The following is a 13418-nucleotide window of genomic DNA, read 5'->3' on the forward strand; positions in this document are numbered from 1 at the left end:
ATTTTTTGCCCGTCTTTAAACAAAAATGCCATATCCCCGAAAATTCGGGATATGGCATTTTTAAAAACAACAGTTTTAGTGAGGTTTTTTGATATTTATTACGATCTTACGATAAAAGTTTTGCCATGTCAGCTTCTGGTGTTGAGATCGGCCCGATGTTATAATTTTCAACCAGTACATTCAGCACATTTGGCGAAATGAACGCTGGCAGTGATGGTCCCAATAAGATGTTTTTGATGCCCAGTGACAACAGCGTGAGCAGAATACAAACTGCTTTTTGTTCATACCAGGAAAGTACCATGCTCAGTGGCAGCTCATTGACGCCGCATTTGAACGCATCCGCCAGAGCAACGGCTACCTGAATGGCTGAGTAGGCATCATTGCATTGGCCCATATCCATCAGTCGCGGCAAGCCGCCGATGGTACCAAGATCCAGATCGTTAAAGCGGAACTTGCCGCAGGCAAGAGTCAACACGATAGTATCCTTGGGTGTTTTCTCAACAAATTCGGTGTAGTAATTACGGCCCGGTTTAGCGCCGTCACATCCGGCAACCAGGAAGAAATGTTTGATGTCTCCGGCTTTAACCGCTTCGATGACTTTATCGGCCACGCCCAGAACGGTTCCGTGTCCAAATCCGGTCAATAATTTTTTCCCGCCGTTGATTCCGGTCATTTCCTTGTCTTCTTTATAGCCGCCCAGAGCCAGTGCTTTTTCAATCACTGGTGTAAAGTCTTTTTCGTCACCAATGTGTACCATTGATGGATACTGAACAACATCCGTCGTGAAAACACGGTCAGCATAACTGTCTTTTACCGGCATAATGCAGTTGGTGGTATAAAGAATCGGAGCTGGCACATCGGCGAATTCTTTCTGCTGATTCTGCCATGCCGTCCCGAAGTTTCCTTTGAGCTGCGGATATTTTTTAAGTCCTGGATAGGCGTGGGCTGGCAGCATTTCGCCATGAGTGTAGATATTGATACCTTTGCCTTTGGTCTGTTCCAGCAGCAGATGCAGATCCCGTAAATCATGCCCGGTAATGATGATAAATGGTCCTTTTTCAATGGTCAGTGGCACTTCTGTCGGAACCGGTGTCCCATAGGTTTCGGTATTGGCTTTATCCAGCAGACCCATGCAGGCGAGATTGACTGTTCCAGTTTCCAGCACAAGCGGCAGCAGATCATTCATTCCCGCATCAGCCGATCCGATGGCAACCAGTGCTTTATAAAAGAATGCATCGACAACCGGATCTCTGAATCCCAGAACTTCAGCATGATGAGCATAAGCAGCCACACCTTTAATGCCTAAAAGAATCAGGGTTTTTAATGAGCGGATATCTTCATTATCTTCCCATAGTTTGGCCATATCATAATTTTCTGCGCTTGGATCCAATTCGGCCTTCTTTTTTTCAACACAGGCAATCATTTTGGTGAGGCTTTCATTATCAAAATTAACGTTGGTAACCGTTGTGAATAAGGCTTTCTTGATACAGACATCAGTGGCTTCGGTGGCTTTCGTTTTTTGTACGGCCCGAGCTAGACCAATGGTTGCTCCAACCAGTTTATCCTGCAGACCAGCAGTGGGTGCAGTTTTTCCGCAAACCCCTTTTACTTCACAGCCGGTTCCTTTGGCTGTTTGTTCACATTGAAAACAAAACATATCTTTCATCTTTTTACCTCTTCCTTTATTATTTGGCCTTTTGCAAGGCCTCAACCCGCTAAAAGCGGGAAGTAATCTTTATCTTGTGTGTTCATACCCCAGTTTCAAGGAAATAATCACGCAGTTATGCGTTTTCTAAAACCTGTCCATCCGAGGTGACGGTCAATATCTGCCACGGAATCATTTTTCCGGCATTCTTCATCGCACTGGTGACGGCTACCACCAGGCCGCCGCAGCAGGGCACTTCCATGCGCACCACGGTAATGCTTTTGATGTCATTTAGTTTTATTATTTCTGTCAGTTTTTCGGCGTAGTCAACGGCGTCCAGTTTGGGACAGCCGATCAGGGTTACTCTGTTTTTGATAAAGCGGTTATGAAAATCGCCGTAGGCATAGGCTGTGCAGTCTGCCGCTACCAGCAGATGGGCACCATTGAAGTAGGGGGCGTTTACTGGCACCAGCTTGATCTGAACCGGCCATTGGCTGAGCTGCGATGCCGGAGCCGCTCCGGCTGATGCATTGCTGCTTTCACTTGCGCCGGCGTTTGCTTCCCGAACAATCGCTTGAGATGATGATCCCGGGCAACCGCAGGCCAAAGGTTCCAGGCCATCGTCCTCTTGGACGGGTTCTCTTTCAATTTTTTTAGCATGCGTTCCAGGACACCCGGTCGCAGCTTTCTTCTTTTTCATGTTTTCCTGAACGGCCGCTTCGTCATAGGCTGCTGCTTCCCGTTCCACAAAGGTAATGGCGCCGGTTGGACAAGTCGGCAGACAGTCGCCCAGTCCATCGCAATAGTCGTCTCTCAGCAGTGTCGCCACACCGTCAACGATTCCAATTGCCCCTTCATGGCAGGCCTCAGCACACAGTCCACAGCCATTACATTTTTCTTTGTCTATTGAAATTACTCTGCGTATCATTTTTTTCCTCCGATCGATTTCAGTTTTTGATATCTCAGGTTGCCGGTACTACGTTAACTTTGCCGACGTTCTTCGCTATCGTTTCGTGATATCTATTGATTTCTTGAACCAATCATAATATAATCTACCCATAATAACAGTTGCATATGCAACGTAAAAGGAAATAAATTAAAAAAATGAATAATAATGTTGAAATTTTGAGAAAAGTTAAGCTCTTTGACGCCATCGATGACAAACTCGAAGACATGCTGCAGTGTCTGGGGAGCGAAGAAAAAAAATATGACCGCGGCGAAATCATCTTGATGACCGGACAGCCCGTTACTTCGGTCGGGGTTGTGTTGTCCGGTGAAGTGCAGATCATTCAGGAAGACTATTACGGCAACCGTTCGATTCTGACCGAGTTGAAGCCCGGCCACATTTTCGGAGAAGCTTTCGCCAGTGCCGGAATCAAGGAAAGTCCGGTCACGATTCTGGCTAAATCCAACTGCCGCATCATGTTTCTCGCCATTGAACGGATCATCAGCACCTGTCCCAACAGCTGCATTTTTCACAGTCAGCTCATGGAAAACCTGTTGAAAATTCTGGCCCGCAAAAACATCCTGCTCAGCAGCAAGAATCAATTGCTCTCACAGCGGACAATCCGGGATAAGGTGCTTTCCTACCTGGGCCTGCAGGCCGAAAAAAAAGGGAGTCTCGAATTTGAGATTCCCTTCAGCCGCAATGAACTGGCTGATTTTCTGTGTGTTGACCGGAGCGCTCTGTCCCGGGTTCTTTCGCAGCTGAAGAAAGACGGGACCATTGAATACCAGAACCAGCATTTCCGGCTTTTATAACCGGCATTCCCTAAGTCCAGGATGAAAAAAAGCGTACCGATAGCTACATTCGCTATCGATACGCTTTTTTTTATCTTGCTGATATAACGCCTACGGTTTCAACGGCAAGCTCAGATTTTTCACTCAGCGACGGGATTGCTGCTTCTTCACTTCACTCATTTTCTTCCGGCAGCGATTTGCCGCTGATCAATTCATCCAGTATTTCAGCGGCATCACCAACCAATTGCTCGCAGGGCCGCGTCTGATAGTATTCATTTGTTCTTTCCTGCGGCACGGGGCTGTCTGTTCCCGGTAACCCTAACAGCTCGCGGCAGATATAGGAACCGTTATTCTCTTTAAATCGGCATGCCAGCATCTGGATCAGCTGATAATGTTCGGCTTTGGCAGTATCATCCTGTGGACTGGTATAGCCATATTTTATTCCGGCAATCATAAACATTGCCGACACCGCCCCGCACACTTCACGCAGTCTGCCCATTCCACCGCCAAAAGAAGATGAAATCTTCAGCGCCGTGTCCATATCCATTTTGGTTTCATCACCGAAAGCCGCAAAGACCGATTGGGAACAATTATAGCCTTTTCTAAACAACTCTCTGGCCAGATCTGAATGTTTGCTCAAACTTCATTTCTCCTGTCATCAACTTTCTTGATTCAAAAGCATTTTCGGAATAATCCGCGATCCGGTTACAATACCCGACTGCTTAATGTTCACCGCATTCATCACTGTGCTGATGTTCATGGCAAACAGAACCGGTGGATTGAAGCATTCCTTTTAAATAACTATTTGCTGAATCTTCAGCCTTGCCAGTGGCTCCGACAATCACTTCAATATTTTTTTCATTGAAAATATCGACTGCTCCGCCACCCATGCCACCGGAAATAATGACATTGACACCCATATCATTTAAATAGTTAGGCAGAAAACCTGGTTTATGTCCGGGATTGGCAACCACTTCTCTTTTTACAATTTGATTATCAACCGTATCATAAATCATAAAACTTTCACAATGGCCAAAATGACCTGTTACCATACCATTATCGCTTGCAACTGCAATTTTCATTTTCTTTTCTCCATTCGTTTCTAAATTATCGGCTATCTTATCAAGCCATGTTCCATCAAACAATTCAATCATGCCTTTATCGCAGGCACCTGCCAAACTTGACTCAATTGGCATTTTAGCAATCAAATCAATCCCATGCATTTTTGCTACTTCTTCAATATGGCTGTCACCAAACAGCTGATGCTTTTTGCCGCAATCCGGGCATTCAAAATACGACATATTTTCAATCAGACCGATGACTGGAATATTCATCGCTGCTGCCATATTGACCGCTTTTGATACAATCATTGAAACCAGTTCCTGGGGCGAAGTTACAATGATAATGCCATCTACCGGCAGTGATTGGAATACCGTTAAAGGCACATCCCCTGTTCCTGGCGGCATATCCACAAACATATAGTCCACATCACCCCAAATGACATCTGTCCAAAATTGTTTAACGGTGTTGGCAATGATCGGACCGCGCCAGATCACCGGATCGGTTTCATTTTTCAGCAGCAGATTGATCGACATGACGTCGATCCCTGTTTTGCTTGGTGAAGGAAATAATCCCAATTCAGATGGAATCGCCTTTGAATGGATTCCAAAAGCTTTGGGAATCGAAGGTCCCGTGATGTCAGCATCCAGGATGGCCACTTTGTAGCCTCTCCGATTCATGGTTACTGCCATCAAAGATGTCACCAGGGATTTGCCTACCCCGCCTTTTCCACTGACCACACCGATTACTTTTTTAATGTTACTCAAATCATGAGGCTTTTCAGAGAAATCCACGGGATTCTCTTTTCTTTCATCACAATCATCATCACATGTGCCACACGTTTGGCTGCACGTTTCACTCATACACTATTCTCCTCTTTTTTAGATTTTATCTTAAGTTTGTCTAATATCGATAAACTTTATAAGCAGATTAACCACATTCGGCATTTACCCGAATATTTTCCTGCAAGATGCTATTACTGACTTTTATCAAGTAACACCCTGACGGTGTTGTTGAAAACTTTTCGGACTGCAAAACCGGCATCACAAACAATGTCAACGATCGTTTTGCCATCGTTAATGGCCTTAATGGCATTTTCATCGTAAGGAATACTTCCGGTATAAGGTAAATTCATTTGTTCGCAGTACGCTTTGATCTTTTGCGTGTTCTCCAGATTGGTATCGTATTTATTGACACACACCGCTATTCTGGTATGAAAGGTTTGAGCTGTTTTAATGATCCGCTCCATATCGCTGATTCCCGATACCGATGGTTCTGCAACAATTAGAACCATATCCACCCCGCTTAATGAAGCGATGACCGGACAGCCGATTCCAGGCGATCCATCAATAATGGCAATGTCCGCGTGAACATCGACCGATTTCATTTGCTTTTTAACCTCGGTGACAAGCAGCCCCGTTGTTCCACTTCCCATTTTTAACTGCGCCGTAGAAAATACGGACTCATCATTTGCATAGAGCATCAGCTCGCCGGCAAGATGCGGCTTTAAAGAGATGGCCCGAACCGGACACACTACCATGCAAACCCCACAGCCTTCACAGGCAAACGGATCAACGTGATACCTGCCATCATCCACCAATACGGCATCAAATCGGCAATGCTCTCGGCAGCGGTCACACTTCGCACACAAATCCGGATTTATTTCTGCCTTGGGCATGCCATAAAAATCTGTGCATTGGGGCTGATTAATCTGCTCCAGAACAAGGTGCAGGTTGGGTGCATCAACATCACAGTCCGCATAAGCTCTGGCATGTTCGGTTTTGATAAAGGCACTGGCAACCGTTGTTTTTCCCGTTCCGCCTTTACCGCTAAGAATGAGTAACTGTTTCATGCGGTACCTCCTCGATCACGGTTTGAAGCAAAGATGTGAACATCAACTTGTATTTTTCACTTTTTCTTGACGCAATTTCAGCATTTGAGTTGAGTTTTCCCAATTCACTTTCAAAATAAATTTTACTGAGTACTTTTATCGCCTGCTCATTGCAATATTTTTCGATCAGGTTTTCATTTTCATCATCAAAGCACTTGTTGATGACAACCCCATGGGGTTTATTAAAGATTTTCACCAACTCATAAACCATTTTAAAATTATGCAACCCGAATATTGTCGGTTCAGCAACCAGAATACAGTAATCTGCATCGCGAATGCTCTCCATCGCTATACAGGCACTCCCCGGCGGACAGTCGATAAATACCGGATTCGATTCATCATTGATATCCTTTAGTAGTTGTTTAATAATCGGAACGCCTGATTCTTCCCCGGTGTTGAGAATGCCGGAAATCACTTTAACCTGATCGGATACCCCTTTTTGTATTTCGCCAATCGCTTTATCCTTTTCTGTCAGGGCATTGGTCGGACAAAGCAGGATACATCCGCCGCAGGCGTGGCAGACTTCTTCAAATACAATCAATTTGTCGAGAACTGCAGCCAGGGCATTGAACTTGCAAAAATCAACACATTTTCGACAACCAATACAAAGATCCTCATCGACAAGCGGAATTTTGATTGAAACCTTTTCTTTTTTTAATTCTGTCGGTTTGAAAAACAGATGCCCATTCGGTTCTTCAACATCGCAATCAACATAGACGGAATGCTTTGAAACTGAAGCCAGATTTACTGAAACCAATGTCTTTCCGGTTCCACCTTTCCCGCTGAGTACTGCTATTTTCACTTTTTATTAAACCTGCTTTCTATCGCTGCCAGCGATTCTTCAACTGATGTGACATCACCAAACACGCCCAGACAGGTCATATGCTGCGGACACATTCCGGTTATTTCACTGACTACAACCTCTGACGTTTTTTCAGCGATATCACTGGCTACCAGTATGCTCATGACGTCTCCCTGACACAATCCAACCGCCGTAAATTCATTTTGAAGAATACGTTCAGCAATTTGCTTGTCATATACTTTTCGTGAAATAATTTCCAGCGTTCCCTGGGACACCCCATTGATTAATTCTGTTTTCATACTTAATTACCGCCATGAAATCCGGCATGGAAATGATCCAAGGCATCCAGCTTTTCATCATTAAAATTGTCGATGTTATTCTGAATTGACCCGATCACGCTTTTATAAATTTTCACTTTTGCAGCTTTAAAAACATCCGCGGCATTTTCCCCGCAACGCGGCGTGATTAAAGCCTCAGCGGTGCTGTCCAGCACAATTTGAGCGGCTTTTATGCCAGCTCCGCCGGAAGCCATCGCCGCCTTATTCTCAACAAATTCACCAGTCTGCGTTTCTGTATCATGGATGTAGAAATAGGGGGCCCGTCCAAACGACATGCAAACTTCACTTTCCAGGGTATTTTCATCTGCTGGTATTGCAATTTTCATAAATTCTTCCTCCGTATTATCATTTTTTTAACTATTTTAAATCAGCCTGGTCCTTGTTAGAGAATTCTCTTAATTACTGGTCTCAGACTTTTATTTGTCGCTACAAATCGATCAAATCCTTTTATCACTACTGCCGCGACAAGAAAAGCAGCTACTCCTCCCACAATGGCGGCAGTATTTGCTGCGACTGCCAATTTCCCTGAAAGATAATAACCGGTCATCGCTCCTAAAGTTATCAGAATTAACGGCAAAGCGAAAAGCATGAATGCCACTGACAGCATCCCGACCTGTTTAGCTTCAAAAACTATTTTATCTCCCACGCGGGCATTAATTTCATTGTTCATTTCCAGAATTACTTTCAGTACATCCTCACCCTGGCAGCAATGACCACTATCACAATTCAGATGCGTCATCGGTTTTACCAAAGCCAAGTCACCTTTCGTCTCGGTGACAATGCCTATTGTTTCGTTTCTCATTTAATCAGCTCCATCATATGTGTATTGCTTATTTACCTTCCATCAGTTTTCCACATTTATTGATCCCGTGTAAATCGAATCATCTCTTATAAAACCGATAAACCATCCGATCGATGATTTTGTTTTTAATCGTTTCACAATTCCTTGATGCATTCATTTCTACCTTCTGCAGCTTTGATTTTGAACGATTACACTCATAATCCTGAATTGCCAGTTTCAAAGCACTGACGCCTAGATTTGAACAATGTTTTTTTTCTTCCGGCAAACCATCCAGCGCTTCGATTACATCCTCTTCGGTGATTTTCAATGCTTCTTCAAGCGTTTTGCCCTTTGCCAGCACAGAGGTCATGCTCGATGTGGCAATTGAGCCACAACAGCCGAAGACAAGATAACTGATTTCCTGTATTCTATTGTCCTTAACTTTTATAAACATTTTCAAGGAATCGCCACATGAAGGATCTCCGACAGCGCTTTGCGCATCGGGATTGATCATGCCATAGGCATTTTGCGGATTCTTGAAATGTTCCATCACTGTTTCAGAATATATGATTATTCACCTCCATTACCATCATCGATAGAATTGCTGTCCAATTTATGTCTGCTACAACTGCTGCATCCACATGATTCTTCGAGGCCATCGCAAAGCTTGTAATTACCGCCTTCGATATGCAAGATCCGATTATTTACTAATGCTTCCGCAATTTTTTTTCTTGCGTCATTGTAGATCCACTGGACAGTTGTCCGGGCAACATTCATATGGCTTGCACAATCTTCCTGCGTATATCCCTCTAAATCAATCAATCGGATTGTTTCATACTCCTCAACAGCCATGTTTATTATTCCGTCATTGATATTGGTCGCATTGAGCGATCCAAACAAACTGCTTGCCGGCAAACAACACACTTTACGCCATTTTCTTGGTCTTGAAATATCCAGCACCTCCTTGATTGTTTTGGACATATGTTATTTATACTTGTTATTATACCCCTTTGTGAACATATGTCAATAACAATCATTAAATTTTCTACTCAATTTAATGATGCTCGTGATGATTGGGATCGCATTGATCGGTTCCTTCAATATTTCTGATTAATTTCAATTCGCGCTTTTTCATTAAATCAAGCGCTTTCATTCCAGAATGCCCTGAGCCGAGATATCGTGTGATGCAGGCGTCTGCTAAAACATCAAAGGCTTCCGGATGATCAAACATTCCGGTGATCACGCCTTCACAATCCGCTGCGATGATTTTTTGAGCCAGATTTTCAGCTGAGAGCTCCGCTTTATTTTCAATCACCTTAACACTCAAATCATCCGTCTCCACAATCAACAAATATCCACAGTCTTCAAACCGCTGTGATACATTGCTGGCCAAATTATGCCCATCCATTGCCATCGCTAAATACATCTGTTCCTCCTTATTTTTTTATCAGACTCAGACACAAACGTTTTCAATCAGTCTGATAAAATTCTGATCTGCTATTTTTCTTTTTCACTACAACCCGGGCATGGTTTGAAGAATTCACCGGGGAAATCTTTATGCATCAATACTTCTGCTTCTTTTGTAAATTCATGGTCCATAAAATATTTTTCCACTTCCTCTTTTGCCTGATGAACTGCGACCGTTGTGCACTCCTCTTCAGCCATTTTATAAAGCAGCGTTCTGACCATTCCATCAAATATCACCATATACTGCGCCCCCTGATAAAGTCGGATGGCTTCATAAATATCCACCCGATTTTTTTTATAAAAGAATCGAATGGCTCCCAGCATTTCAGATGTTTCGGTGTTTTCAGCAACAATATATAAATCCCGTTCTTTTTCTTTTTCCGGAAAAAGAACTTTCAACTGGCTGAAATCTCTCGGAAAACCAATTTTTATCATGTCTGTCTTTCCTCCAAACAAGTTATTTTAGGTTTACATCAAACGCAAAATCAATTTCTTTCCGCATGATATAAGCGTTTTAGCATTTTCTCACAGGTCTTTTGAATTTTTTTGCCTATTTCAAGCATATGTCATTTACATCTAAATTATACGCTCTTGTGAACATATGTCAACAACTATTTAAAACTCCCTCCACACAACTTTGCAAACATCAGGCAACATGCCTCGCAAACAAAAAAAGGGAACCTCAAATTTGAGATTCCCTTCAGTCGCGATGGACTGGCTGATTTTTTGTCTGTTGACCGGAGCGCTCTGTCCCGGGTCCCTTTCACTGCTGAGACCATTGAATACCAGAACCAGCAGCTCAGGCTCTATTTTCGATATCCTGATACAGAGTTCGTGAAACCACAATCGAATCGCCCCGTTCATACAACCGGTCCAGATAATCCAGATAAGCGCCCGGCGTGATGATGCCGTTGACTTTCATCAGGTCGATGCCGGTTTTACCAACAATCGTATCCACAAGTTTGACGCAATTTGTTCCCATGGCATAGTAGGTTTTAAATGGATCGCCAAACTTGAATTTATAAAAGCGGGCTTTGGCATCGTTGTACAGCTGGCTGGAAACATCATTGTAGTCCTCAGGATTTCCACCAACTTCGCCTTTTTCAGCCTGCTCTGCCAGTGGTTCCCAGGGAATCAGGTTCGCGATGATCTCGCCCAGTTTATCCTGGGCACCCTTTTTTTGTTCCGGCGGCAGTGACAGACCATATCCCATCAGGATTTTCTTTTCCACATCCAGCGCCTGTTTGACATGGGCAGCCTTATCCATTTCCACCATCACGCCATCCGCAAAAAATCCACCCATTTTCCAGGTGGCGGTGTCATAATTGCCATAGCTGTAGACCAGATCCCCCATGGATACATCCACATGACCAATTCCCGGGATCAGACCTGCTCTCGTATGGATAAATATTTCCATGTCAATTTCCTGCTGCTTGTTTTTTTCGGATAGTATCAGCAACGCATCCGGTTCTTCTTCCACTAATTTATTCACTTTGTTCAGTAACCGGATCGGCAAAAACGCCGCAATCACCACCGGCAGTGAAATGCGGATATGCTTTTTCATTTTTTGCGCGCCATCGTTATGTTTCATCAGACTCGCCAGGGCATCGCTGAAAATATTGAGTGAGAACAAAATCAGATAGATTCCGAAGATCAGGCCGAAGAGACGGCCTGTAGTGGCAAAAAAAGCCATATCAATTCCCATGCCAATATATACCAGCGCGATCAGCAAGGTGCCGATCCAGGCGGCGCCATCTTTTCTCAGTTTCAGGCTGCTCAGCAGTACGAAAGCCCCCATGATGATGCCCAGCATTCCCACCACAAAAGCGAAAGTCACCCGGATGAAGTGCGGGAAGAGATACATCGAGACGCCGCCAAATAAGCAGAGCAGACCGATCCCCAACTCTTTGAACTTGCTTTGATCTTGCTTGAGAAACAACGACATCAGATACATGATGCCTACAAAAAATATTGTCCCGGACACCATTGCCACCGTGATTTCCCAGGCAAGCTTGACATCAAGCAATAAAATCATCCCACTGATAAACACGGCGACAGCCACCAGCAGCCAGACTACCGGCGCCGTATTCTTAAATCCAACCATGAAAGACCTCCAACCTTTTTTCGTCCATTCTATCAGAATTTGATAGCTTCTACAATCAGCTTTTCTTTATCAACTACTGTATTTGCATCATAACCAAGGCCCAATCTTTCAAGGGCTTCTTCTGGTGTTCTTTCGTCTACCACAACAATCGCAGTATTCGAATTAGAAAAGACATAAGCCGGTCCCTTACTGTTGAAATCATTTTTTAATATAATATAATCAATCAGATTTTGCGTTAATAGTTCAGCGGCTAGAATACCTTTTCCTTTTTCGATCTTGATATAGGGATTATTGATAATATCAACTTCACTGGCAATCGTTTCTCCGACTTTGAATTTTACCAACATAAAATAGGGTGATTCTCCAAAATGACTGTTAATCAAAGCTTTATCTTCCGTTAATGGAAATGCATAAACGGTTTCTTCCTTCTGCAACGGTTCATAATGAATGAGGATATGGTCGATATTCTTAATTTTGTCCTTAATCCGGTTTTCAATGCCATCCACTATAAAATGAGCCTTCTCCAAATAATAAGCCTTTAATATAATATCAGCTTCAATGAACTTGAATCTTCCTGAATTCCGTCCGGTTAATTTTTTCAGTTCAATAACTTGCGGTGTCTCCAAAATAATCTTCTCAACCTTACTGAGCGTTTCATGATCTAAAGAAGCATCCAGAAGAACTCTGATACCATCTAAAAACATTTGAACACCGGTCTTGAAAATAAAACCCGCTACGATAAAAGCCGCTATTTTGTCAAGTTGATAACCAATCAAGCTGGTTATAATAGCTATTAAAACAACTGCGTTGCTCAACACATCAGTATGGATATGCGCCGAATCCGCCAACAGAATTGGTGAATTAATTTTTTTCCCAACCCTTCTCTCATATCTTGAAAAAACATACGTCGCTATTATTGCAATTACCAGACTGGCTATGGCAATCGGTGAGTTTTTTAATTCCGTCGCGCCAGCATTTATTGCTTCCAGCACGATTTCATATCCTGAATAAATAATAACTAACGCCACAACAACAGACATTAGGTTTTCAATTTTATAAAGGCCATATGGAAATGCCTTTGTTTTTCTTTTTGCAATCTTCAATCCAACAAAAACTGTTAGCGAAGCAATAAAATCAGCAAGCGTGTGAAACGCTTCAGCCTTTAAAGCAATACTGCCAGATGCCGATGCCGATACATACTTAATTCCAAATATGAAGAAATTCAATGCCATTCCCATTAACGCAGTTCGTTCGCTCACTTCCATATCATACCCATCCTTATCATACCCATCCTTGCTGAAAGCTTCTACAAAAGCAAGTCCGGATTCTATTCGAAATCACAAACAAAAGCTGTTTTAATATAATTTTTTGCATCCACCTAGTTTTTTGCAGCCATATGCCAAACCGTTATTGGCATATGTTATCTATGATTTCATTATAAACTGTTGTTGGCATATGTCAACAACAGTTTTGCTTTTTTTTGCAAAAATATTAAACTAAATAAAGACCATCAGTTGATGAGGAATCATCCTCAATCTGATGGTCTTAAAAAGCGCCATTGTCTAATAATGAATTAAAGAATAAAAAGCCG

15 protein-coding genes and 1 pseudogene are annotated in these 13418 nt (G+C 43.1%); 1 reads left to right on the forward strand and 15 read right to left on the reverse strand.

Annotated features, from left to right (window positions below; translation table 11 throughout):
* Window positions 1–106: 106 nt before the first annotated feature.
* Both hcp and GH808_RS03310 read right to left on the reverse strand, forming a co-directional pair.
* On the reverse strand, window positions 107–1666 hold the full coding sequence (gene hcp, locus GH808_RS03305; RefSeq protein WP_186841369.1) for a hydroxylamine reductase: 1560 nt from the start codon (window positions 1664–1666) through the stop codon (window positions 107–109).
* Between the two features lie 115 nt (window positions 1667–1781).
* On the reverse strand, window positions 1782–2573 hold the full coding sequence (locus GH808_RS03310; RefSeq protein WP_186841370.1) for an ATP-binding protein: 792 nt from the start codon (window positions 2571–2573) through the stop codon (window positions 1782–1784).
* Between the two features lie 176 nt (window positions 2574–2749).
* Between GH808_RS03310 and GH808_RS03315 the strand changes: the two genes are divergently transcribed.
* Window positions 2750–3406 (forward strand): Crp/Fnr family transcriptional regulator, encoded by a 657-nt coding sequence (locus GH808_RS03315; protein ID WP_186841371.1) that lies wholly within the window; start codon window positions 2750–2752, stop codon window positions 3404–3406.
* 151 nt (window positions 3407–3557) lie between these two features.
* Here the strand turns inward: GH808_RS03315 and GH808_RS03320 are convergent, their stop codons facing one another.
* The 13 genes and pseudogenes from GH808_RS03320 to GH808_RS03380 form a co-directional block, all read right to left on the reverse strand.
* A complete protein-coding gene (locus GH808_RS03320) occupies window positions 3558–4025 on the reverse strand; it encodes a C-GCAxxG-C-C family protein (protein WP_186841372.1) in 468 nt (155 codons plus the stop codon).
* 82 nt (window positions 4026–4107) lie between these two features.
* A complete protein-coding gene (locus GH808_RS03325) occupies window positions 4108–5307 on the reverse strand; it encodes an iron-sulfur cluster carrier protein MrpORP (protein WP_186841373.1) in 1200 nt (399 codons plus the stop codon).
* Between the two features lie 113 nt (window positions 5308–5420).
* A complete protein-coding gene (locus GH808_RS03330) occupies window positions 5421–6296 on the reverse strand; it encodes an ATP-binding protein (RefSeq protein WP_186841374.1) in 876 nt (291 codons plus the stop codon).
* A complete protein-coding gene (locus GH808_RS03335; protein ID WP_186841375.1) occupies window positions 6274–7137 on the reverse strand; it encodes an ATP-binding protein in 864 nt (287 codons plus the stop codon). Before GH808_RS03335 ends, GH808_RS03330 begins: the two co-directional genes overlap by 23 nt.
* Window positions 7134–7436 carry a BMC domain protein gene (locus GH808_RS03340; RefSeq protein ID WP_186841376.1) on the reverse strand — a complete coding sequence of 101 codons (303 nt, stop codon included), beginning with the start codon at window positions 7434–7436 and terminating at the stop codon, window positions 7134–7136. The genes GH808_RS03335 and GH808_RS03340 overlap by 4 nt, the downstream gene beginning before the upstream one ends.
* A gap of 2 nt (window positions 7437–7438) precedes the next feature.
* Window positions 7439–7801, reverse strand: a complete 363-nt coding sequence (locus tag GH808_RS03345) for a NifB/NifX family molybdenum-iron cluster-binding protein (protein WP_186841377.1) — start codon at window positions 7799–7801, stop codon at window positions 7439–7441.
* A gap of 56 nt (window positions 7802–7857) precedes the next feature.
* Entirely contained in the window at window positions 7858–8277 is a 420-nt protein-coding gene (locus GH808_RS03350; RefSeq protein WP_186841378.1) for a SoxR reducing system RseC family protein, read from the reverse strand.
* A gap of 196 nt (window positions 8278–8473) precedes the next feature.
* A pseudogene (locus tag GH808_RS03355) lies at window positions 8474–8830 on the reverse strand (iron-sulfur cluster assembly scaffold protein); the annotation flags it as partial.
* Window positions 8827–9207: a DUF134 domain-containing protein gene (locus tag GH808_RS03360; RefSeq protein WP_186841457.1), complete on the reverse strand. Its 381-nt coding sequence runs from the start codon at window positions 9205–9207 to the stop codon at window positions 8827–8829. The gene GH808_RS03360 and the pseudogene GH808_RS03355, both read right to left, overlap by 4 nt.
* A gap of 103 nt (window positions 9208–9310) precedes the next feature.
* Window positions 9311–9682 (reverse strand): NifB/NifX family molybdenum-iron cluster-binding protein, encoded by a 372-nt coding sequence (locus GH808_RS03365; protein ID WP_186841380.1) that lies wholly within the window; start codon window positions 9680–9682, stop codon window positions 9311–9313.
* A gap of 71 nt (window positions 9683–9753) precedes the next feature.
* A complete protein-coding gene (locus GH808_RS03370; protein WP_186841381.1) occupies window positions 9754–10158 on the reverse strand; it encodes a hypothetical protein in 405 nt (134 codons plus the stop codon).
* Between the two features lie 364 nt (window positions 10159–10522).
* Window positions 10523–11827, reverse strand: coding sequence for an HdeD family acid-resistance protein (locus GH808_RS03375; protein ID WP_186841382.1), 1305 nt, complete (start codon window positions 11825–11827; stop codon window positions 10523–10525).
* A 32-nt stretch (window positions 11828–11859) separates the two neighbouring features.
* Window positions 11860–13092, reverse strand: coding sequence for a cation diffusion facilitator family transporter (locus GH808_RS03380; RefSeq protein ID WP_186841383.1), 1233 nt, complete (start codon window positions 13090–13092; stop codon window positions 11860–11862).
* Window positions 13093–13418 lie beyond the last annotated feature (326 nt).

The sequence above is a fragment of the Acetobacterium fimetarium genome (genome assembly GCF_014284475.1).
In the GTDB taxonomy this organism is placed as follows: Bacteria; Bacillota; Clostridia; order Eubacteriales; family Eubacteriaceae; genus Acetobacterium; species Acetobacterium fimetarium.

Excerpts from the sequence above, each read along its gene's own strand:
- hcp (WP_186841369.1), bottom strand. The coding sequence starts at position 1,666 with ATGAAAGATATGTTTTGTTTTCAATGTGAACAAACAGCCAAAGGAACC.
- GH808_RS03310 (WP_186841370.1), bottom strand. The coding sequence starts at position 2,573 with ATGATACGCAGAGTAATTTCAATAGACAAAGAAAAATGTAATGGCTGT.
- GH808_RS03315 (WP_186841371.1), top strand. The coding sequence starts at position 2,750 with ATGAATAATAATGTTGAAATTTTGAGAAAAGTTAAGCTCTTTGACGCC.
- GH808_RS03325 (WP_186841373.1), bottom strand. The coding sequence starts at position 5,307 with ATGAGTGAAACGTGCAGCCAAACGTGTGGCACATGTGATGATGATTGT.
- GH808_RS03330 (WP_186841374.1), bottom strand. The coding sequence starts at position 6,296 with ATGAAACAGTTACTCATTCTTAGCGGTAAAGGCGGAACGGGAAAAACA.
- GH808_RS03340 (WP_186841376.1), bottom strand. The coding sequence starts at position 7,436 with ATGAAAACAGAATTAATCAATGGGGTGTCCCAGGGAACGCTGGAAATT.
- GH808_RS03345 (WP_186841377.1), bottom strand. The coding sequence starts at position 7,801 with ATGAAAATTGCAATACCAGCAGATGAAAATACCCTGGAAAGTGAAGTT.
- GH808_RS03350 (WP_186841378.1), bottom strand. The coding sequence starts at position 8,277 with ATGAGAAACGAAACAATAGGCATTGTCACCGAGACGAAAGGTGACTTG.
- GH808_RS03365 (WP_186841380.1), bottom strand. The coding sequence starts at position 9,682 with ATGTATTTAGCGATGGCAATGGATGGGCATAATTTGGCCAGCAATGTA.
- GH808_RS03370 (WP_186841381.1), bottom strand. The coding sequence starts at position 10,158 with ATGATAAAAATTGGTTTTCCGAGAGATTTCAGCCAGTTGAAAGTTCTT.
- GH808_RS03375 (WP_186841382.1), bottom strand. The coding sequence starts at position 11,827 with ATGGTTGGATTTAAGAATACGGCGCCGGTAGTCTGGCTGCTGGTGGCT.
- GH808_RS03380 (WP_186841383.1), bottom strand. The coding sequence starts at position 13,092 with ATGGAAGTGAGCGAACGAACTGCGTTAATGGGAATGGCATTGAATTTC.